This window comes from Halococcoides cellulosivorans (assembly GCF_003058365.1).
Classification (GTDB): Archaea; Halobacteriota; Halobacteria; order Halobacteriales; family Haloarculaceae; genus Halococcoides; species Halococcoides cellulosivorans.
In genome coordinates, this window is record NZ_CP028858.1 from 1,878,462 (window position 1) to 1,898,816 (window position 20,355).

General features: G+C 67.1%; 25 protein-coding genes and 1 tRNA gene. 19 read left to right on the forward strand and 7 right to left on the reverse strand.

Annotation, left to right across the window (positions count from 1 at the left end; genetic code table 11):
- Window positions 1-86 precede the first annotated feature (86 nt).
- Window positions 87-662, forward strand: a complete 576-nt coding sequence (locus HARCEL1_RS09290) for an SPFH domain-containing protein (RefSeq protein WP_108382731.1) — start codon at window positions 87-89, stop codon at window positions 660-662.
- Window positions 663-700: 38 nt separating this feature from the next.
- Here HARCEL1_RS09290 and purM read toward each other — a convergent pair whose 3' ends face one another.
- Complete coding sequence (gene purM, locus HARCEL1_RS09295; RefSeq protein ID WP_108382734.1) at window positions 701-1,696, reverse strand: phosphoribosylformylglycinamidine cyclo-ligase; 996 nt, start codon at window positions 1,694-1,696, stop codon at window positions 701-703.
- A 47-nt stretch (window positions 1,697-1,743) separates the two neighbouring features.
- Complete coding sequence (locus tag HARCEL1_RS09300; RefSeq protein ID WP_108382737.1) at window positions 1,744-2,904, reverse strand: GNAT family N-acetyltransferase; 1,161 nt, start codon at window positions 2,902-2,904, stop codon at window positions 1,744-1,746.
- Window positions 2,905-3,020: 116 nt separating this feature from the next.
- On the opposite strand from HARCEL1_RS09300, the gene HARCEL1_RS09305 reads away from it, so the two are divergent.
- Genes HARCEL1_RS09305 through HARCEL1_RS13620 form a run of 4 tightly spaced genes read left to right on the forward strand, consistent with a single transcriptional unit; the run spans window position 3,021 to window position 4,635 of the window.
- On the forward strand, window positions 3,021-3,293 hold the full coding sequence (locus tag HARCEL1_RS09305) for a DUF7577 domain-containing protein (RefSeq protein ID WP_108382739.1): 273 nt from the start codon (window positions 3,021-3,023) through the stop codon (window positions 3,291-3,293).
- 45 nt (window positions 3,294-3,338) lie between these two features.
- Complete coding sequence (locus tag HARCEL1_RS09310; protein WP_108382742.1) at window positions 3,339-4,025, forward strand: RAD55 family ATPase; 687 nt, start codon at window positions 3,339-3,341, stop codon at window positions 4,023-4,025.
- A 2-nt stretch (window positions 4,026-4,027) separates the two neighbouring features.
- Window positions 4,028-4,444 (forward strand): hypothetical protein, encoded by a 417-nt coding sequence (locus HARCEL1_RS09315; protein WP_233357321.1) that lies wholly within the window; start codon window positions 4,028-4,030, stop codon window positions 4,442-4,444.
- Between the two features lie 44 nt (window positions 4,445-4,488).
- Window positions 4,489-4,635 carry a DUF6757 family protein gene (locus HARCEL1_RS13620; RefSeq protein ID WP_174182926.1) on the forward strand — a complete coding sequence of 49 codons (147 nt, stop codon included), beginning with the start codon at window positions 4,489-4,491 and terminating at the stop codon, window positions 4,633-4,635.
- Here the strand turns inward: HARCEL1_RS13620 and HARCEL1_RS09320 are convergent, their stop codons facing one another.
- From HARCEL1_RS09320 to HARCEL1_RS09330, 3 genes are read right to left on the reverse strand one after another with little or no spacing between them, the layout of a single operon-like run.
- Window positions 4,636-5,226, reverse strand: coding sequence for a dolichol kinase (locus tag HARCEL1_RS09320; protein WP_233357322.1), 591 nt, complete (start codon window positions 5,224-5,226; stop codon window positions 4,636-4,638).
- Window positions 5,227-5,228: 2 nt separating this feature from the next.
- Window positions 5,229-6,998 (reverse strand): glycine--tRNA ligase, encoded by a 1,770-nt coding sequence (gene glyS, locus HARCEL1_RS09325; protein WP_108382744.1) that lies wholly within the window; start codon window positions 6,996-6,998, stop codon window positions 5,229-5,231.
- Between the two features lies 1 nt (window position 6,999).
- Complete coding sequence (locus tag HARCEL1_RS09330) at window positions 7,000-7,845, reverse strand: CBS domain-containing protein (protein ID WP_108382746.1); 846 nt, start codon at window positions 7,843-7,845, stop codon at window positions 7,000-7,002.
- A 121-nt stretch (window positions 7,846-7,966) separates the two neighbouring features.
- Between HARCEL1_RS09330 and HARCEL1_RS13625 the strand changes: the two genes are divergently transcribed.
- Window positions 7,967-8,137, forward strand: coding sequence for a DUF7556 family protein (locus HARCEL1_RS13625; protein ID WP_174182927.1), 171 nt, complete (start codon window positions 7,967-7,969; stop codon window positions 8,135-8,137).
- Window positions 8,138-8,271: 134 nt separating this feature from the next.
- Here the strand turns inward: HARCEL1_RS13625 and HARCEL1_RS09335 are convergent.
- Window positions 8,272-8,342: transfer RNA gene (locus HARCEL1_RS09335), tRNA-Gly, on the reverse strand.
- Between the two features lie 275 nt (window positions 8,343-8,617).
- On the opposite strand from HARCEL1_RS09335, the gene HARCEL1_RS09340 reads away from it, so the two are divergent.
- On the forward strand, window positions 8,618-12,523 hold the full coding sequence (locus HARCEL1_RS09340) for a GLUG motif-containing protein (RefSeq protein ID WP_108382748.1): 3,906 nt from the start codon (window positions 8,618-8,620) through the stop codon (window positions 12,521-12,523).
- Window positions 12,524-12,675: 152 nt separating this feature from the next.
- On the opposite strand, the gene HARCEL1_RS09345 is transcribed toward HARCEL1_RS09340, so the two are convergent.
- Complete coding sequence (locus HARCEL1_RS09345) at window positions 12,676-13,290, reverse strand: RDD family protein (protein ID WP_108382750.1); 615 nt, start codon at window positions 13,288-13,290, stop codon at window positions 12,676-12,678.
- Window positions 13,291-13,610: 320 nt separating this feature from the next.
- Between HARCEL1_RS09345 and HARCEL1_RS09350 the strand changes: the two genes are divergently transcribed.
- From HARCEL1_RS09350 to HARCEL1_RS09405, 12 genes are read left to right on the forward strand one after another with little or no spacing between them, the layout of a single operon-like run.
- Window positions 13,611-14,465: a putative RNA uridine N3 methyltransferase gene (locus tag HARCEL1_RS09350; protein WP_108382753.1), complete on the forward strand. Its 855-nt coding sequence runs from the start codon at window positions 13,611-13,613 to the stop codon at window positions 14,463-14,465.
- A 7-nt stretch (window positions 14,466-14,472) separates the two neighbouring features.
- The gene (locus HARCEL1_RS09355; protein ID WP_108382756.1) at window positions 14,473-15,483 is read left to right on the forward strand and encodes a 50S ribosomal protein L3; all 1,011 of its coding nucleotides are present in this window, start codon (window positions 14,473-14,475) and stop codon (window positions 15,481-15,483) included.
- 3 nt (window positions 15,484-15,486) lie between these two features.
- A complete protein-coding gene (gene rpl4p, locus HARCEL1_RS09360) occupies window positions 15,487-16,230 on the forward strand; it encodes a 50S ribosomal protein L4 (protein WP_108382758.1) in 744 nt (247 codons plus the stop codon).
- Window positions 16,227-16,490: a 50S ribosomal protein L23 gene (locus HARCEL1_RS09365; protein WP_108382761.1), complete on the forward strand. Its 264-nt coding sequence runs from the start codon at window positions 16,227-16,229 to the stop codon at window positions 16,488-16,490. Before rpl4p ends, HARCEL1_RS09365 begins: the two co-directional genes overlap by 4 nt.
- A gap of 2 nt (window positions 16,491-16,492) precedes the next feature.
- Entirely contained in the window at window positions 16,493-17,230 is a 738-nt protein-coding gene (locus HARCEL1_RS09370; RefSeq protein ID WP_108382764.1) for a 50S ribosomal protein L2, read from the forward strand.
- A 58-nt stretch (window positions 17,231-17,288) separates the two neighbouring features.
- On the forward strand, window positions 17,289-17,714 hold the full coding sequence (locus HARCEL1_RS09375) for a 30S ribosomal protein S19 (protein WP_108382766.1): 426 nt from the start codon (window positions 17,289-17,291) through the stop codon (window positions 17,712-17,714).
- Window positions 17,715-17,717: 3 nt separating this feature from the next.
- The gene (locus HARCEL1_RS09380; RefSeq protein ID WP_108382768.1) at window positions 17,718-18,185 is read left to right on the forward strand and encodes a 50S ribosomal protein L22; all 468 of its coding nucleotides are present in this window, start codon (window positions 17,718-17,720) and stop codon (window positions 18,183-18,185) included.
- On the forward strand, window positions 18,185-19,093 hold the full coding sequence (locus HARCEL1_RS09385; protein WP_108382771.1) for a 30S ribosomal protein S3: 909 nt from the start codon (window positions 18,185-18,187) through the stop codon (window positions 19,091-19,093). The genes HARCEL1_RS09380 and HARCEL1_RS09385 overlap by 1 nt, the downstream gene beginning before the upstream one ends.
- The gene (gene rpmC / locus HARCEL1_RS09390; RefSeq protein ID WP_108382774.1) at window positions 19,090-19,296 is read left to right on the forward strand and encodes a 50S ribosomal protein L29; all 207 of its coding nucleotides are present in this window, start codon (window positions 19,090-19,092) and stop codon (window positions 19,294-19,296) included. Before HARCEL1_RS09385 ends, rpmC begins: the two co-directional genes overlap by 4 nt.
- Window positions 19,296-19,622, forward strand: coding sequence for a ribonuclease P protein component 1 (locus HARCEL1_RS09395; protein ID WP_108382777.1), 327 nt, complete (start codon window positions 19,296-19,298; stop codon window positions 19,620-19,622). The genes rpmC and HARCEL1_RS09395 overlap by 1 nt, the downstream gene beginning before the upstream one ends.
- Window positions 19,613-19,957: a 30S ribosomal protein S17 gene (locus HARCEL1_RS09400; protein WP_108382780.1), complete on the forward strand. Its 345-nt coding sequence runs from the start codon at window positions 19,613-19,615 to the stop codon at window positions 19,955-19,957. Before HARCEL1_RS09395 ends, HARCEL1_RS09400 begins: the two co-directional genes overlap by 10 nt.
- Window positions 19,957-20,355: a 50S ribosomal protein L14 gene (locus HARCEL1_RS09405; protein ID WP_108382783.1), complete on the forward strand. Its 399-nt coding sequence runs from the start codon at window positions 19,957-19,959 to the stop codon at window positions 20,353-20,355. Before HARCEL1_RS09400 ends, HARCEL1_RS09405 begins: the two co-directional genes overlap by 1 nt.

The following is a 20,355-nucleotide window of genomic DNA, read 5'->3' on the forward strand; positions in this document are numbered from 1 at the left end:
TGCCATCGCGTCCCAACCCGGCACGGCCCGCGGATCGGTCGGTCGTTTCATCTACTTTTTTGTGATCTGATGGTATAGCAAAAATCATGAATCCACTCTTCCTGGCGGGGATCCCAGACATCGCGTTCTGGGGCAGTCTCGGCGTCGCTGCACTGGTCGCCATCGTCGTCCCTCAGTCGCTCGCCATCATCGAAACCCACGAGAACGGTGCAGTGTTCGTCCTCGGACGCTACAGACGGATCCTCGACCCCGGAGTCCACCTCGTCGTCCCCTTCGTCAGCACCGTCGAGCGAATAGATATGCGGATGCAAACACTCGAATTCGAGGAGATCGAGGCACGGACCCAGGATAGCTGCGAGATCTCCCTCGACGCATCGGTGTATTTCGTGGTCAGCGACCCCGAGGCCGCAGTGACCGAGATTCCAGACACTGACGACAGTGTGGCTGCCATCGCGGAGACGTGCGTGCGGTCGGTCCTGGGTGAGCACACCGGTGAGACGGTGGCCACCGATCCAGTCAGCATTCAGGAGGCCGTGCTCGACGAACTCGACGATGCGATCGTCGACTGGGGCTTCGACGCGGAACACGTCGAGATCGAGAACGTCGACGTCGAGCAACTCGTCGTCGACCGCGTTCCAGTCACGGAATCGGACGACGACTGATCGAACACGATCGAGTGATAGAGGGGCCTCCCGAGGCCTCAGGCGTCGGTGAGTTCGAGTCCGCGAACCTCGACGGCAGGTTCGCCCGCCTCGACCGTCCCGATCACGCGCCCGTCTGTGTCGGCGGCGAGCCCATCGGCCTCGTCGGGCGCGACCGCCGCGACGAAGCCCGTCCCCATGTTGAACGTCCGGTGCATCTCGGCGTCGCTGACCGAGCCAGCGTCCTGAATGACCTCGTAGATCGGCTGAGCCTCGAACGGATCGTCGACCTCGTAGCGATGGTCACCCATCCGGAGGAGGTTCCGCCAGCCACCGCCGGTGACGTGGGCCGCGGCGTGGGTCTCGGCCCCGCGGAGGGGCACGAGCAGGTCGGCGTAGATCCGCGTCGGTTCGAGGAGCACTTCACCAATCGTCCGGTCGGGATCGAACGGGGCGGGGTCGTCGTAGGCGTACCCACCGGGCCCGGTGAGCGCTTCGCGAGCGAGTGTCAGGCCGTTGGAGTGCACGCCACTCGACGGCCAGGCGACGATCCGATCGCCGGGTTCGGCCGCGCCGGGGAAGAGGGTGCCCTCGGGCGCGAGGCCGACACACGCGCCCGCGAGGTCGTACCCCCGAATGACCTCCGGGAGGACCGCCGTCTCGCCGCCGACGAGTGCGACGCCCGCCTGCTCGGCCCCCGTCTGGAGGCCCTGGCCAATCTCGGCGGTGAGCGCGTCGTCGGGATCCTCCAGGGCGAGATAGTCGACGAAGGCGACGGGGTCGATCCCCTGGGCGAGCAAGTCGTTGACGTTCATCGCGATGCAGTCGATGCCGATCGTCGAGTGGTCGTCGACGGCTGCAGCGACGAGCAGTTTCGTGCCGACGCCGTCGGTCGCCAGCGCGAGATGGCGATCACCCAGGTCGATCAGGCCCGCGAAATCGCCCTCGAAATCGCCGGTCGCCGCGACGAGTGCCGCCGTCGCGGCCTCGCTATCGGCGATGTCGACGCCCGCCTCGCTGTAGGTCAACCCCTCCTCGGTGTCCTCGGTGGTCATACCCCAGCGAGGGGGCCGACTGCACAAAGGACCACCGTTTGACCGCCTCAGAAGAAATCGCGGAGGAACACGCGTTCGGTCGGCAGCCAGCGATCCAGCACGTCGAGAGCCGACCGGTTGGTGACGTCGATTCGATCACGCCGGGCAACGGTCGCGGGGCGGTGGGCCCCGACGACGATGGCCGAGAGCGCCCGGACGCCCATCGTGAGTTCGGGCTCTTCGGTGGTCGGCTCGGCGCGCAGGTGCCCATCCGCTGGCGTGAGCGCGACGGTCGTTCGGTCCTCGGTCAGCGGATCGGAGACTGCGAGGACGACCCGCCCGTCGGCGTCCGGGCAGGGCAGTCCGTCGAGGGCCGCCACGGGATCGGTCACCCGCACCATCGGTCCGGGCGCACAGGTGGACTCGATCGCGTCGGGACGCTCGACCATCGCGAACAGGTCGGTCTCGGCGGGCCGCTCGAAGCGCACGCGATCGATCTGGGGGCCGTGTCGCCCGAGAAAGCCCAGGAGCGCGCGATAAGCCCGGTGGTCGACGGCGTCGAGCGTCGCCACGTCGATCACGCCGTCCCTGACCTCGTAGGCGACGACGCCCGCGGGCGACCCGTCCCGGTCGTACCGATAGACGTGGCGGCGCTCGTCCCCGAACCGCCGGAAGACGCGCTCGCGCCACCACTGCTCGGTGCGATCGATCGCGAGCGTCTCCCCCGCGCCCGCGCGCCGCCCCACCGGCGCCACCGTCGCCCAGTCGTCGGGATCGATCGGCTGGACCCGGCCCGCCCCGTCGTCGAGGGTGGCCAGGACCGACGGCGGACAGTCGTAGGTCGTCATCGCCGTGGCCGTCGCCCACCCGAGCCGGCGATAGAACGCCGTCTCGAACGGCCAGAGCGCGACGATCGCGACGTCGTCGCCGGCGAACGACGCGACCGCCGCAGCGAGCAGGCGACGGGCGTGGCCCACACCGCGGTGCTCGGGTGGCGTCGCGACCCCGCCCAGACCGCCCAGCGTGACCCACGCCCCCCGAACACGGGCGTCGAAGCGGTACTCGATATCGACGCTGGAGAGCGTCTCGTCGACGAGTGCGACGCGTCGGCCCACCGCGTCGCTGCCGACCGACTCGACAGTGGGACCGGCCCCCGGGTCGAAGGCGTACTGCAGGATCTGATCGAACCGGGCGCGTTCGTCGGATGCGATCTGGCGATACTCGGACATGGACTCATCACGAATTTCCCCGAAAAAGAGCCTGTCGACGCCGGTTCGACCGGTCAGCGTGTCGTTCGCTCAGCCCCGCCACAACGCCCAAGACCCGTGAGACCGTATGTCACGATATGGAGTCGGCCTGGACCTGGATCCTGGTCTACGTGCTGGCCTTTGGGGTCTTCCAGTACGTCATGTACCGATACCTCCAGCGCGAGGACCAGGTCGGGCAGGCAGTGCCGGACACCCCCGACGGGGCCGCACCGCCATCGCCCGAGCCACGGCCGGGTGACGACCCAGACCTCGTCCGGTGTCCGAGTTGTGGCACGTCGAACGAGGCCGTCGGCACGTTCCGATACTGCCGGGACTGTCTCTCGGAGTTACCCCGAGGCTATCGGCGCTGAGAATCACCGGGAAACGTTCATCCCCCTCTCGGAGCAATCACCGGCATGCGCGTTTCGAGTGGCGTCCCCGGGTTCGACGACCTCGTCCAAGGGGGGCTATTGACCGAACGGCTCTACGTCGTGAGCGGGCCACCGGGCAGCGGGAAGACCACCTTCTCGACCATGTTCATCATGGAAGGGGCCCGATCGGGCGAGAACTGCCTCTACGTGACGATGCACGAGACCGAAGAGGAACTCGTTCAGGACATGGCGGGGTTCGACTTCGGGTTCGAGAAGGCCGTCCAGTCGGATGCGATCCGATTTCTGAACCTCGTGACCGAGCAAGGGAAACGCGAGATCACGCAGTTCGGCTCCGACGGCGGCCTGACCAACCGGCTGGTGGGGTACATCGAGGCCAACGACGTCGACCGCGCGGTCATCGACTCGACGATGTTGCTCCAGCACTTCCTCTCGGACGCCAGCGACGAGATCACCGGCTTTCTGTCCGCGCTGAAACAGACCGACGCGACGATCGTGTTGATCTCGGAGATGACCGATCCGTCGGCGTACTCCGACGAGCACTACCTGGCTCACGGCGTGATCTTCTTTCACAACTACCTCGAATCGGGCGGGATGACCCGTGGGATCCAGGTGATCAAGATGCGCGGGACCGCGATCGACTGTGACATCCACTCCATCGAGTTCACCGATCGCGGCCTCGTCGTCCATCCCGGGGAGAAGATCCGGGACTGACCATGTCGCTGTACGACCGAACCTACGGCACCGACTGGGACGACCTCGACCGGGAAAGCGTGATCGCGCGCGCGTTCGCGCTGGGCGTCGACGAGGCACTGGGCAATCCGAACCCCGAAGAGCGCGAGAGACTCGTCGAGACCATGGGGTCGGCCTACGATCGCAGCGTCGTCGATCTGGCCTACCAAGAGGGGCTGAAGAAGGCCTCGAACCGGACGCCGACCGGCGAGACCGACGAGAGATCCGTCTGGCGTGATCTCGTCGACGGCGACAGCGACGACCCCGTCGACGTCCCGCCGGACCCCACCGAGGGCGGGCGGACGTCGCTACCCTCCGCACTCTCCTCGATCGAGGCGCTCGAACGCAAGGCCGAGGACAGTCGAGACTCCCTCCAGCGACCGGAGTTTCTCGACGGGTGAACGACGAACGAAGGGGCTATGCGCCCAGGGACCAAACATCTGGTATGCAGTGTCATTACTGCGATCGGGAGGCGGACATCGCCGTCGAGAAAGACGGCATCCGGGTGGGCGTCTGCGAGGAGCATTTCCGCGAGCAGATCGACCGCCTCGAAGACCAGGACCTCCTCTCGGAAGTCGATCCGACCGAGTGATCAGACCACTGTGGTCACGATCGCCATCGCCGTCGCCGCCGCCGGCGCGATGGTGAGATTGTCGTCGATGACGTATCCTCGAACCGTCGGTTTGAGGCCGTCGGCCGCGGTCGCGGCGAGTGCGCCGGCGATCGCAGTCGTCGAAGGCACGAACGGCCAGGCCAGTCCGACACAGATCAAAAAGACGAGTGCGAGGACGGGGCCGGATTTCCGCCCCGGCGTACTCGACCGACTCACGATCCCGCTGACGGGATCACCGATCGTCAACATGAGCATGGCAGGCACGGCCACGCGCGGGTCGAACGCGACTGCCGTGATCGCCATCCCGATCGCAAAGAGCGCGTAGCCCGCGAGGTTGTCGGCCTCGTAGGGCCGCGTCAGGTAATCGAAGATTCGCCAGTCCAGCCCGACCAGCAGGCGGACCGTCTCCAGCGCGAGTGCGCCGACGAGCATCACGATCACCAGGACGCGAATCGCCTGCCAGCCGACCTCCGCGACGAGCAGATAGCCGATGGGGATCGCACTCCCGGTGGCGTGGACCGCCCGCCGCGCGATCGATCGGTCGGTCAGCGCGTCGACGACCCGATTCACCGTTACAGCTCCTCGAAGGACTGCTCGCCGTCACGAAGCCCGACGAGCACCGCGTCGAGCTCGTCGATCGGAACGCGCACCTGGTCGGTGCTCGACCGATCCCGGACCGTGACGGTGTCGTCCTCGCTGGTCTCGTAGTCGACGGTCACACAGTAGGGCGTCCCGATCTCGTCCTGACGACGGTAGCGTCGCCCGATCGCGCCCGAATCGTCGTAGGCGACCGCCAGGCCCGCCGCCCGGAGGTCCTCGACGATCGCACGCGCGCGGTCGTCCAGGCCGTCGGCGTCCATCAGCGGGAACACCGCGACCGTCGTCGGCGCGACCCGTGCCGGCAGTTCGAGGACGGTCCGTTCCTCGCCATCGATTTCGTCTTCGGTGAGAGAGTGATCGATCACGGTGTACAGCGCCCGGTCGATCCCGAGCGACGGTTCGATCACCTGCGGGTGGACGTGCTCGCCCGACTCGGTGACCGTCTCGCGGGCAAAGCCCGTCGCCTCGATCGGCACGTCGAACGCCTCGTCCTCGACGGTGACGGTGATCGCCTCGCCCGGATCGACGGCCTCGAACGCCGCGGGATCGTCGGCCGCGCGGGCTTCGAGCGCGTCAGCGATCGCGGCGGCCGACCCACCGAACTCCGGGCCGAGCACGCTCATGTCCGGGTCGACCGTCGCGCGCTCGATCTCGCGAGGCTCGTCGTAGGCCTCGAAGACCGTAAAGGCCTCACCGGAGTGGGCCTCGTGTTTGTCGAGGTCGTAGCTCCCGCGGTCCGCGAACCCACCGAGTTCGATCCAGTTGCCGTCGATCTCGCTCTCGGCGTCCCAGCAGTCGCTGGCGTAGTGGGCACGCTCGCCCGCGCGGTGCTGACGGAATCGGAACCGATCCATATCGACGCCAATCGACCGATACCACTCCGCGGCGACGCCGAGATAGTACGCGATCCAGGGGTCGGCGACGATCCCCTCCGCGTGGGCCTCGGCGATCGTCAACTCGCGGACGGCCCCCTCGGCCGATCGATCGCCGTCCTCGACGGCGGCCTGGGCCTCGGCGGAATAGAACGGGGCCGTCACGTCCGCGACCGCATCGAGATCGGGGCCGTCACCCGATGGGTGGACGAACAGTTCGAGTTCGGCCTGGGTGAACTCCCGGACGCGGATCAACGATCGTCGGGGGCTGATCTCGTTGCGGTAGGCCCGGCCGATCTGGGCGACGCCGAAGGGCAGTTGCCCACGTGCGTACTCGGCGAGTTGAGGAAACTCCACGAAGATGCCCTGGGCAGTCTCGGGGCGGAGATAGCCGGGATCGCTGGATCCCGGGCCGATCTGGGTCTCGAACATCAGATTGAACGGTTCGATCGCCTGGTCAGCGAGACCCGTCCCGCAGGTCGGACACGCGAGTTCGAGTTCGGCGACGATCCCCTCCATGCGCTCGATCGGCAGCGACTCGGCGTCTTCGCGGTCGGTGTGGTCCTCGATGAGGTGATCGGCGCGATGCGAACGCCCACACTCGGGGCACTCGATCAGCGTGTCGGCAAACCCGTCGAGGTGTCCCGAGGCCTCGAAGACGGGTTCGGGCAACACCGTCGGCGCGTCGACGGTCATGTGGCCCTCGGCGACGACGAACCGATCGCGCCAGGTGGCTTCGAGGTTGGTCTTGAGCGGTTCGCCCCGCGGACCGAACGTGTAGAATCCGGAGACACCGCCGTAGACCTCGCCCGTCGGGACGAAAAAGCCGCGCCGCTTGGCGAGTTCGATCACCGCCTCGCTGTCGGCCATCCTACGCGGCCTCCAGCAGGTGAATGTCCCGGACGATGCCCACGAGGTCGTCGCCGCTGACCAGCGGCAACTGTTCGATCTCGTTGCCGACGAGCAGTTGGGCGGCCTCGGTGACCGACCGGCGGCCCCCGACGCTGATCGGGTCGGCGGTCATGAACTCCTCGACGGGCCCGTCGGGGAACTCGACGTTTCGGGTGGGCATGTAGCGGTTGCCGACGGCCTTGATGCCCTCCCACATCCACTCGTCGTCCTGGTTGGCGATCGACTCGCCGGTGTCGGCCTCGCCCTCGACGACTTCAGCGACCGCGAGCACGTCGACTTCGGTGAGGATGCCACACATCTCGCCCGCGTCGTCGAGGACGATGCCGTAGGGCACCTCCGCGTAGGAGAGTTCGCGCTCACCGACCGCCAGGGGTGCGCCCGCGTAGACGGTGTTGACTTCGCCAGCGGCGACGTCACCGACGGTAGCGTCGACTTCGAGGTCGCCGTCGGCCATCGCGCGCAACACGTCCGTGACGGTGACGATGCCCTCGAACTCACCGTCGACGACCGGAATCCGGCGCTCGCCCGTCTCGGCCATCAACTGGGCGACCTCTCGGAGGTCCGAATCGGCGGTCGTCGTGGGCACCTCCTCGACGAGCAAGGCGAGTTGGTCCTCGTCGGGCTGGTCGATCAGCGCGTCGCGGGTGACGATCCCGCGAAACTCTTCGCCCTCGTCGGTCGGTTTGATCACGGGCACCGAAGAGAACAGGTCTTCCTGGAGCGCTTCGAGGACGTCCGTCCTCGTCCCGGGAAGTTCGGCCATCACGACCGACTCTCGTGGAGTCATGGCGTCGGCAACGATCATGAAAACAGGTCTCGTGGGGGACAGTAAGTCCTTTTCCTTCGGCGCCCCCGCGGCGCACTCCCGTGAGGACTCACGGACCGGAGTCGCTACGTTTATGTATGAGTGTGACTAACATGGAAGTATGTCGCAGGAGACCGACGCCATTGCGACGTCCGTTGCTGAGGACCCCGAGGTCATGGCCTCAGTCGAGCACGGCCGCCAGGACACGTTCATCCTCGCCGACGTAACCTGTGACGACGCCTATCTGACGGTGCCGCTCGAATCGGCCGCGGCGCTGCCCGAGTGGCGCTGAATCGAGTGTTCGTTCGACGGAATTGCGAGTTGTGCCCGGACAGTTCCGATACCCGTTTGGTCCGGCAGTTCACCAGACCGGAGACTCACGAGATTAGCGACTGATCGATTCGAACGAGCGGAAGAATTGGGGAGTGCGCTGGCCGAGATTTGAACTCGGGTTAGGACCGTGGCAGGGTCCTGTGATACCACTACACTACCAGCGCCCTGTTGCAATTTACCGTTTGCGCTTATCGCATTAAGACTTGTGAATCGCCCGGCGGCGTTCGGCCAATATGAGGCACATCAATAAAATATCGTCTCTCACGTGCGTACGACGCGCGTGGTAGCGACCCCAGCCCGATGGACGACACCCAGTTCGTGACGTGCCGACAGTCCTGGTCGAAAAAGCACCGGAACGGATACGAGCCGGCGTCTCACTGTCCCGACCCATATTTTAGGAATTAGAAACAACTAAAAGACCGACCGAACATTCCATCCTATGACAGGAGATCGACCGGCCGATGATGCGGTGAGCCGGTTTGGACGGCGACGATTTCTACGGAGCGCGCTCGCCATCACTGGGCTGGGCTCACTCGCGAGTACCGTCCGTGCCGACGATTTCGATCAGGCGATCGAAGGGTCGGGCACTCGTGCGGACCCGTTCGTACTCGCCGGTGTCGAAGATCTGGGCGCGCTCGGTGCCGCCCCAGAGGCACAGTTCGAACTCGCGGCCGACATCGACGCCACGGCCGGTGACCGGCCGGGAAACATCCCCATCGAGACGTTCGCCGGGACACTGGAGGGCGAGGGCCACGAGATCCGTGGCCTGACCATCGAGCGACCCGACGGAGAGAACATTGGCCTGTTCAGCCGACTCGAGGGGACGGTTCGAAACCTCGCGCTGCCGGAGGTCACGATCGAAGGTGGATTTCAGACCGGCGCACTCGCCGGCGCCGCTGTCGCCGCGACGATCGAATCGGTCACCGTCTCTGGGACCGTCAGCGGGGCCGAGCGGGTCGGCGGACTCGTCGGCTCTCTCGACGCCGAGACCGGCGAACCGGCCGGATCGACGATGATCGACTGTACCGGCGACTGTGAGGTCCGGGCCGACGAGGGATCGGCCGGGGGACTCGTGGGGCGAGCCCACGGGAGTCAGGCGGCCCGGGTGGACGTGATCGACAGCGAGGCGAGCGGATCGGTCACCGGAGAGAGCTTCGTCGGCGGCCTCGTCGGGGGGATGGACAGCGCCTTCGACATGGAAGGCGTCGTGGTCGAGAACTGCCGCGCTTCGGCGTCGATCCACACGACGGACGATCCGGGGTCGCACTTCGGCGGGTTGGTCGGAGGGATCAACGACGGCCTGATCGCGTCGTGTCGAGCCACGGGGTCGCTTTCGTGCGGATCGGCCTCCGAAGTCGGTGGCCTCGTCGGCGAGATTCGCGATCCGAACGCGACAGTCGAACATTCGGCGGCGACCGGCGACGTCAGCGGCGACTACGATGTCGGCGGCCTCGGCGGACATATCGTCTACGGCACCGTCAGGCAGTGTTTCGCAACCGGCGACGTCACCGGGTCCGAACGGGTCGGCGGTATCGGAGGCGAGGTCCGCGAGGCGACCGTCGTCGATTCGTACGCTCGTGGCGCCGTCACCGGCGAAAAAGCGGTCGGCGGGATCGCGGGAATTCACCGAAAAACCTTCGGAAACCCGTGTATCGTCGAGCGAACCCTGGCGACCGGACCGATCGACGGCGACGAGTCAGTCGGCGGGGTCGTCGGCGGCGTCGACGGGACCGACGTCGATGCCTCGTACTACGACACCGAGGCCACGGGCATCGACCAGCCCGATCCGGGCGCCGACGGCGACGCGGACGGCAGCGACCAGGGCATCGGTCTACCGACCCAGGAGTTGCAGGGGCAGTCGGCCAGCGACTCGCTCGTCGAATTCGACTTCCAGAACGTCTGGCAGACTGCCACCGACGAGTATCCAACGCTCCAGACGTTCGGGCGCGACGCCGGGGGCGAGACCACGGCCACGATCGACGGACTCCGGCTGCGACAGACTGTCGAACACACGCGGGCGTTCGACGACGACGCGACGCTCCGGATGACGGCCGGGGAGAGCCTACCAGCCGCCCAGTCACTCGTGGGATCGACGGACGATCCCGCGGTCGTCTGGTCGGCGTCGACCCCGGACCTCGTCGAGAGTCGGCAGACGGTCCCACTGTTCGACTGCCGAGTCGACGATCCCGACGCGATCGCACAGGCGGTCGACGTCGAAACGCGACTCGTCCGTGACGGCGAGACCCTCCTCGAGGCGACCGGGTCCCTCGGACCGGCCACGATTGCGGGGACGGATCCGGACCGACGCGAGAATCTGGAGAACGCCGGGATCGAACCGCCCGCCCACCTCCCGGTCGTGGAGATACTCGCCGGCGCGAACGACGACGCCAGGGGTGCGCTCCCGACACTGCCGGCGGTGCCAGACTGCGAGTACGAGGTGACCGTCGCCGGGCCGAACCTCGCCGAACCGGTGACCGCGAGCGTCTCGACCGGTGGCGAGACGGTCTCGGCACCCACACTTCAGGTCGGCGTCATCGCCATCGAGGGGCACTGGAGCATCTCCGAGGAGTTCGACTTCGATCAGGAGCCACGGATGGACCTGTACGCGGAGCGACTCGGTCAGTACCTTCTCCAGACCTATCCGGTGAGAACCGTCGACGTCGTCGTCTACGAGGGGCCAGTCTACGAAGGATATATTCACACCAAGCATCACCTGGCGAGCAAGGTCGAAGACGGGTTCGTAGACACGTATGGACGGTACGACCGTCAGACGACGATCCGGCACACGGTCGACGGGACACAGTTCAGAGTCGACGAACCGGTCTCACTCGACGCCGAGATCGCCGTGGTGCCACCCGAGTTTTTCGACGGCGAGGAAACCGGAGCCGTACCCGAGGCCAACGGAACGCCGCGCACTGACGTCATCCTCGTCGAGTTCGGTTCACCACTCGTCGCGGCCCACGAACTCGGTCACTACTTCCTCGGCGGTGACGAGGCCTACGCCGGGGCTGGTGTCCCGGACGACGACAGCGGCGCCCACGCCGGCGATTCGGTCACCTCGACTGGCCTCGAGATCCAGGGCGAGAAATTCGCCGTCCACCCGGGCCGGAGGTCGGTGATGGCCTCGAGCGGGAGCGACCTCTGGCCGGACGCTCACTTCACCCAGCAGTTAATCGACGGCGAGTTCGACGCCGAGACGACGTCACTCGCCGGGGGCGTCGTCGATGCGATCGGCGACATGATCAGAGGACTGGCGTTCGCCGGTAGCGGACTCGACCGGCTCGAAAGCAGCCCGGAGACCGACCACGTCGATATCGTCGACGCGATCGAGACGGTCGACGAGGCCACCGAGCGACTCGCGGAGACGCAGTCGGACGCGAACTCCCAGTTCCAGGTGCCAGATCTGCCCCCGGACCTCGAGGACGACCTCGACACAGCGGGCGAGGCGCTCCAGCGCGTCGGCCGGGACCTCCAGGGTGGCCCACCGGCTGCCGTCCCCCATCCAGACGGCGGGGGGACGACCACGGCCACCGCCGCCGGGCAGTGGACCGAGCGACTCGGCGAGCGCCTCTGCGACGACGCCAGCGACCTCCAGACGGACGCGATCGACTGGATGCTCCGGGTCGTCGGCTACATCGACGACGAGTTGACCGTCGAAGCCGAGGTCATCCCGGTCCTCGACCGCCCCGCGGAGGGAGACACCGAGGAGTCGATCGTCGCGCGGGGGCCTGGCGGGGCCGAGTTGGCCCGCGGGGACGCCACCGCGTTGATCGAGAGCGTCAGCACCGCCGGTCGCGAGTCGATCGACGGCGCCGTCTCCGGGATCGTCCGGGTGCCCGCCGAGACGACGACCGTCGAGGTGCGCGTCTCCACGGACGGCAGCGAGCACCACACGACGATCGATCCCGTCGTCGATCCGGTCCGAGCAGGACTGGACGGACTGCCGAGCGCGGCGGTCACCGATCCCGACGGCCTGGACACCGCAGCCGCGGCCCTCGAGCGCGCGAGCGAGCAACTCGCCGAGGGGAACCGCGACGCCGCCGTGGAGACGCTCCGGAGCGCGCGAGACGATCTGGAGCGCGCGGTCGACGCTGACGCCGAATCCGGGCCCGGCGAAGCCGATCCCGGGGCCGTACTTGCCCGACTCGACGGACAGATCGACCGGGTGCGCGGCGTCGGTGAGTCCGATGGGTGGGGCCTGCTCCCCTGGCTGATCGGCGGTGGCGTCCTGGCCGGCGGCGGATTGGTGACCGGCGGTGTCGTCACCGGTGGGCTACTCTACCGATATCGCAACGCGATTTTCGGTGGCGGAGAAAACGACGGGCCCGATTCTGAGGCCTCTTAGATGTCCTCGACACTGTGTCGAGAGCGGTGATCACACCGTCGGTCGTGATCACGGCCAGTGCCGGACGAGTGAGTGCCCCACGACGACGGCAGGAAAGGCCGACGGGTGACCAGTCGCCGGAGTTCGATCGTCGTCGAAGCTCCGGTATCGTCTCAGTTCTCCGGGTGGGACTTCTCGCGCACGACACGCGTGCCCGCGAGTCGATCACCCAGGCGGCGGTAATCGTCACGACCGACCAGCACGACGATTTCGACCAGCCCCCACGCCCCGATCAGAGCCAGCGCCATCGGGTCGAAAAGCCAGTTGATCACCGGGATGCCGCCGAGCAGACCGGCGAGGACGATTACCACCGGGAGCGGCACCAGCAAGACCGCGGTCCGGGTGACGGACTGCCGCAGCGTCATCGCAGTGCCGTCCGAAGAGACGGCACGCAGATCGAACAACTCCTTCCCGAGCGTCTGCCCAGCAAGGATCGGCGCGCCGGCGTAGTAGCCCACCCACAGCACGGTCAGCGTCACCCACTTGATCACGGCGAGGACGGCGCTCATCACCACCGTCGCCCCGATAATGGTGGCGAACGCTTCGATTTCAGCGGATTCAGACGCGTACGATTCCGGCGAGAGAGCGCCGAGCAGGACAGCGCCCAGAAGCTGATTGATGGCATAGAAGAATCCGATCGCGAACACGAGCACTCCGCCAGCGACGAGCGCATCCACCCCAGCGGCGAGCAGACGGTCCTGAAGATACTCGTCGTCGGTGTCGGGCATGTCCGATCGGTCGATCGGCCGTGGGATATGCGTCACGACACGAGCGCCCGGACCGTCGAGCGTCTCGATGCTCGCGAGGGACGGGCGCTCGGACGGGCGCTCGGGCGGGCACCCGGATGGAAAGCGGTCACAGAGAGGCGTTCGGGAGTGACCCCTCTCCTCTTCCCCCCCCTTCCCACCCCCAAACGTGGTAGACGCCGCCTACCCCCCATCGAGGCGCGTGTGAACGGCCCGCACTGCCGACGAGAAGCGGACCCTTTTTGGGTGTCGGCGGGAGAGAACCGGCACAGTCTAGTGTCACGGCGGGGAAGCGCCCCGGCATGACGCTCAGCCTGCTCGTGCCGTCGTCGCTCACGCGGGAAGCCCCGGACAAACGCGAAGCGACCCGGAAGATCGGTACCGTCGCTCGGACGGCGGTGATCTTCGGGGTCGACCGGATCACGGTCTATCCGGATCCGGACGGGGACGCCGCCCGCGGCGGCGGGTTCGTCGCCACGGTGTTGGCCTACGCCGCCACACCCCCCTACCTCCGAAAGGACGTATGGGACAGGCGGGACGAACTGGAGCAAGTTGGCGTCTTGCCGCCGCTCCGCGTCGGAACACGGACCGGCTCCGGATCGGACGATTCGGGGTCGTTGAGACAGGGACTCGTGACCGAGGTCGGATCTGATGGGCGCGTCCGGGTCAATTGCGGACTGCAACACCCGATCTCCCTGCCCGTTCCGGGCGACCGGAGCGTTCGCAAGGGAGAGCGCGTCACCGTCAGGATCTCTTCGAGACGACCGGTCCGCGCGAAGATCGTCGACCACGACCCACCGGGGTACAGTGTCGACCGAGCGGACCTGGACACCGCGCTCGATCGAGCCGATTCCGGACTCCGGGTGGCTGCGTCGCGACACGGCGTGGCGACCACGACCGGCCGGCTCGATCGACTCGTCGGAGCGATCGCCGATCGCGGCGGACTGACCGTCGCCTTTGGCGCACCCGAACGCGGTCTCCCGGCCATCCTCGGCCGGGACCCGCCGGCAGCAGAGTGGCCGGCAGACCTGGAGTCCGGATCGGACGGCGACCGATTCGACCTCTGGCTCAACACGATCCCGGATCAGGGCAGCGAGGTCGTTCGCACCGAAGAGGCTGCGATCGCGACGCTCGCCTGCCTGACGCTGACGGAGTGAGAACGCGATGCCACAACCAAACCGACCACGGAAAGGCTCGATGGGCTTCAGCCCGCGCTCGCGAGCGGCCAGCGAGACGCCACGATTCGAGAGTTGGCCAGACGACGACGGCCAGCCCTCGATCCAGGGCTTCGCCGGCTACAAAGCCGGCATGACCCACGTGGTGATGATCGAAGACCGCCCCGACGCCCCCCGCGAGGGGATGGAGACGACGGTGCCGGTCACGGTCGTCGAGACACCGCCGATGCGCGCGGTGGCCCTCCGAGCCTACGAAGAGACGCCGTACGGCCTGCGCCCACTGACGGAGGTCTGGACCGACGAGTTCCACGCGGACCTCGATCGCGCCCTGGACCTGCCCGAGGGCCCGGCCGGCGGCACTGAAGCACAGATCCGAGACGCCATCGAATCGGGCGATCTGGGCGACCTGCGGGTCATCACCCACACGGTCCCCGAGATGCTCGACGGCGTCCCGAAGAACAAACCCGACGTGATGGAGACGCGCCTCGGCGGCGGCACGCTCGAAGATCGGCTGGAGCACGGCCTCGAACTCATCGAGGACGGTGGAGAACACGGCGTCAACGACGTGTTCCGTGCCGGCGAGTACGCCGACATCGCAGGCGTCACCAAGGGCAAGGGCACCCAGGGCCCCGTCAAGCGCTGGGGCGTCCAGAAACGAAAGGGGAAACACGCCCGCCAGGGCTGGCGCCGACGCATCGGCAACCTCGGCCCGTGGAACCCCTCCCGGGTGCGCTCGACGGTGCCCCAGCAGGGGCAGATGGGCTACCACCAGCGGACCGAACTCAACAAGCGCCTCATCGACATCGACGAAGAGGGCGTCACCCCCGACGGTGGCTTCGTCAACTACGGCGAGGTCGAGGGGTCGTACACGCTGGTGAAAGGCTCGGTGCCCGGTCCGCAGTCCCGTCTGGTGCGCCTGCGGCCGGCCGTCCGGCCGACCGACCAGCCGCGTCTCGACCCCGAGGTGCGGTACGTTTCCACGGAGTCTAACCAGGGATAACCCATGCAGGTACCAGTACGCGACCTGGACGGCGAGGCCGAGGGCGAGCGAGAGCTGCCCGAGGCCTTCGAGACGCCCGTTCGACCGGAACTGATCCGGCGGGCCGTCCACGCCGCCCAGGCCAATCGCACGCAGGATTACGGCACAGACGAGTACGCGGGCCTTCGAACGCCCGCGGAATCGTTCGGTAGCGGTCGCGGTCAGGCCCACGTGCCCCGCCAGAACGGCGTCGGGAAACGCGTTCCCCACGCCACCGGCGGGCGCGCGTCCCACGGGCCGACGACCGACACCGACCGGACGAAATCGATCAACGACAAAGAGCGCAAACTCGCCGTTCGATCGGCGGTCGCAGCGACCGCCGACCCCGAACTGGTCGAAGAGCGCGGGCACGTCTTCGACGACGACATCGACCTTCCGATCGTCCTCGACGACGAGTTCGAAGACCTCGAAAAGACCCAGGATGCGCTGGCAGCCTTCGAGGCGCTGGGTCTCGCGGGCGACGTCGAGCGCGCCGACGAGACGAGCGTCAAGGCCGGCCGTGGGACGACCCGCGGACGGGGCCGTCGACGCCCGACCGCAGTGCTCGTCGTCACGAGCGAGGAGCCCTCGCGGGCCGCTCGCAACCTCGCTGGGGTCGACGTGACCACCGGCCGCGAAGTGGACGCCGAGGACCTCGCACCGGGCGGCCAGCCCGGTCGGCTGACCGTCTGGACTCAATCGGCGCTGGAGGAGGTGGCCGAGCGATGACCGATCCGATCGATATCATCGAGCACCCGACCGTCACGGAGAAGGCGATGGACAAGATGGACTTCGAGAACAAACTCCAGTTCATCGTCGACATCGACGCCGCCAAACCCGAGATTCGGGATGCGATCGAAGAGCAGTTCGACGTCTCGGTCACCTCGGTGAACACCCAGGTGACCATGGACGGCACGAAAAAAGCTGAAGTCACGCTCTCGGCCAGCGACGACGCCGAGGAAGTGGCCTCGCGAATCGGGGTGTTCTGAACATGGGACGACCGACTCAAGGCCAGCGACGCGGGCGCGGCAGTTCGACGTTCCGTGCGCCCTCCCATCGCTACAAGGCGAACCTGGAACACCACGAGACGACCGACGAGGAGACGATCAGCGGCGAGGTCGTCGACATCGAGCACGACCCCGCGCGCAGTGCGCCGATCGCGGTCGTCGAATTCGACGACGGCGGCGACGAGCCAGACCAGCGGATGGTGCTCGTCCCCGAAGGCGTCGGCGTCGGTGACGAACTCCAGATCGGCATTTCCGCCGCTGTGGAGCCGGGCAACACGATGCCGCTCTCGGAGATTCCCGAGGGCGTCCCGATCTGTAACGTCGAGTCCAACCCGGGCGACGGCGGGGTCTTCGCGCGCGCATCTGGCGTGAACGCCCGCCTGATGGCTCACGACCGCAATGTGGCGGTCGTCCAGCTGCCCAGCGACGAAGTCAAGCGGCTCGACCCGGACTGCCGGGCGACGATCGGCGTCGTCGCGGGCGGTGGCCGGACGGACAAGCCGATGGTGAAAGCCGGGAACAAGTACCACAAGATGGCTGCACGCGGGACGAAATGGCCCAGCGTGAGCGGCGTCGCGATGAACGCCATCGACCACCCCTTCGGTGGGGGCGGTCGCCAGCACCCCGGTCGACCCAAATCCGTTTCGCGGAACGCCCCGCCGGGTCAGAAGGTCGGGGACATCTCCTCGCGACGGACCGGACGCGGTGGTGACGACGAATGAGTTCTGTCACACGCTCCGCGCGCGACACCCTCATGAGTCTCACCGGAGGTGAGAACGAATGAGTTCTAGTGATTACCAGATCGGCCACGAGGGTGAGTTCACCTACCGTGGCTACACGGTCGACGAGTTGCAGGAGATGTCGGTCGACGAGGTCGCGGAACTGCTCCCCGCACGCCAGCGGCGAACTATCGAGCGCGGCCTGTCCTACGAGAAAGAACAGCTTCTCGAAGCGGCCCGCGAGGCCGGTGAAGAAGAGACTGCGAACGACCCGATCCGGACGCACCTCCGGGACATGCCGATTCTCCCGGACTTTATCGGGATCACCTTCGCGGTCCACACTGGCCAGGCCTTCGAGCGCGTGAAGGTCGAACCCGAAATGCTCGGGCATTACCTCGGGGAGTTCCAACTCACCCGGACGTCGGTCGAGCACGGACAGGCCGGCATCGGAGCGACGCGCTCCTCCAAGTTCGTGCCACTCAAATAACCCATGGGAATCAGCTACAGTGTCGACGTCGATCCCGATCGCACGGCGAAAGCCATGCTCCGGGAACGACAGGTAAGCCACAAGCACAGCAAGGCCATCGCGCGCGAGATCAAGGGCCGCACCGCCGGCGACGCCCTCGACTATCTCGACAGCGTCATCGAGGGCGAGCGGTCCGTCCCGTTCAAGTCCCACAACACCGGCGTCGGACATCGCTCGGACATCGAGGGCTGGGACGCGGGCCGGTACCCCGAGAAGGCCGCCGGGGCCTTCGTGGACCTCCTGGAGAACGCGGTCGGCAACGCCGACCACCAGGGGTTCGACGGGGAGTCGATGACCATCGCCCACGTCGCCGCCCACAAGGTCGGTGAGAGCGAGGGGCGCAAGCCCCGGGCGATGGGGCGGGCCAGTCCCTGGAACACCCCCGAGGTCGACGTCGAGTTGATCCTCGAAGCACCGGAGGGTGATGCCTGATGGCCGACGAACTGCAGTTCATCGAGGACGGCCTCCAGCGCACCCAGATCGACGAGTTCTTCGAAGACGAACTCGGTCGAGCGGGCTACGGCGGCATGGACGTCGCCAAGACGCCGATGGGGACCCAGATCGTCCTCAGGGCCGAGAAACCCGGCATGGTGATCGGGAAAGGCGGGAAGAACATCCGCAAGATCACCACCGAACTCGAAAACCGCTTCGGCCTCGAAGACCCCCAGGTCGACGTGCAGGAGGTCGACGAACCCGACCTGAACGCGAAGATCGTCGCTGATCGCCTGGCGAACGCGCTCGAACGCGGCTGGTACTTCCGCAAGGCCGGCCACACCACGATCGACCGGATCATGGACGCCGGCGCGAAGGGTGCCGAGATCGTCCTCAGCGGGAAGGTCACCGGCGCGCGCTCGCGCGTCGAGAAGTTCAACCGCGGGTACATCAAGCACAACGGCGAACCCGCCCAGGAGATCGTCGACCACGGACAGGGCGTCGCCGTCATGAAACTCGGCACGATCGGGGTGGACGTGAAGATCATCCCGCCCGAGGCCGAGTTGCCCGACGACTTCGAGGTCTACGACGACATCGACGTCAGCGAGTACGTCGAGGACGTCGAAGAGGGCTCCGTCGAGGAGCTGCTCGCGGGCGAACCCGAAGAGGGTCCCGAGGGCGACGCTGCCGACGACCTCGTCGAGGCCGACGACGCCGCGGAGGCCGAGGAGGCCGACGTGGACGAGGCAGACGACGCGCCCGACGAAGAGGCGATCGAGACGCCCGATCCCGACGCCGTCGAGGAGGAACTCGACGACCTCGACGAGGAGACCGAGGCTGACGCCGAAGAGCTCCTCGACGAGATGGACGAACAGAGTGACGAGGACAGCGAGGGTGACGACGAATGAGTATCGTTCACCCGACGGAGCTTCGAGACATGACGCCGGCCGAGCGCGAGGCCGAACTGGAAGACCTCCAGACCGAGCTGATGAACTCCGAGGCCGTGAAGGCCACTGGCGGCCAGCCCGAGAACCCCGGTCGGATCTCGGAACTGCGCAAGGCCATCGCACGGATCAAGACGATTCAGCGCGAGGAGGGGGACCTGGACTGATGGCCCTGACGCCCGCGACGCTCCCGCGACACGAACTGACCGGCCTGCCCGCACGCGTGCGGGCGGCCGCCGACGAGGGTCGGGTCGGAACGACCGGCCGGATCACCGCCGAGACGACTGCAACGCTGACGATCGCGACGAGCGAGCGGGCGCTCCAGGTGCCCAAGCGGGGGACAACGTTCGCGATCGGCGTCCCACGCGACGGCGACCACCGGCGAGCGGCGATCGACGCCGCCGACGCCGAGTGGGTCGCAGTCAGCGGCGACCGCCTGATCGCACGCCCCGCACGACGGACCGAACATAGAGGTGACTCAACATGGCGCTAGGACTGAACGTCGACCGACCGGACGCGACCTGTGACGACGATAACTGCCCGTTCCACGGCACGCTCAGCGTGCGCGGGCAGACGATCGAGGGCACAGTCGCGTCCACGGACATGGACAAGACCGTAATCGTCGAACGAGAGTACGACGTGGGTGTCCCGAAATACGACCGGCTGATGAAACGCCGGTCACGGGTCCCCGCGCACGCTCCCGAGTGTCTCGACCTCTCGGAGGGCGCGACCGTGACGATCGCTGAGTGTCGACCACTCTCGAAGACGAAAAGCCACGTCGTCGTCGACGTGGCCGAGGCATCGGACGAGCCCGGAGGTGCGGACTGATGGAGGCGTTGAACGCCGACGTCACACAGGGCCTCGAAAAGGGATCGATCATCAACTGTGCGGACAACACCGGCGCACGCGAGCTGAAAGTCATCAGCGTGGCCAACTACGGCGGGACGAAAAACCGCCACCCGAAGGCCGGCCTCGGTGACAAGATCACCGTCTCGGTGACGAAAGGCACGCCGGAGATGCGCCGCCAGGTCCTCGAAGCGGTCGTGATCCGCCAGCGCAAGCCCGTCCGACGGCCGGACGGCACGCGGGTCAAATACGAGGACAACGCCGCCGTCATCGTCGACGAGAACGACGACCCCCGCGGCAACGAGATCAAGGGGCCGGTCGCCCGCGAGGTGGCCGAACGGTTCGGCGCGATCGGATCGACCGCGACGATGATCGTCTAA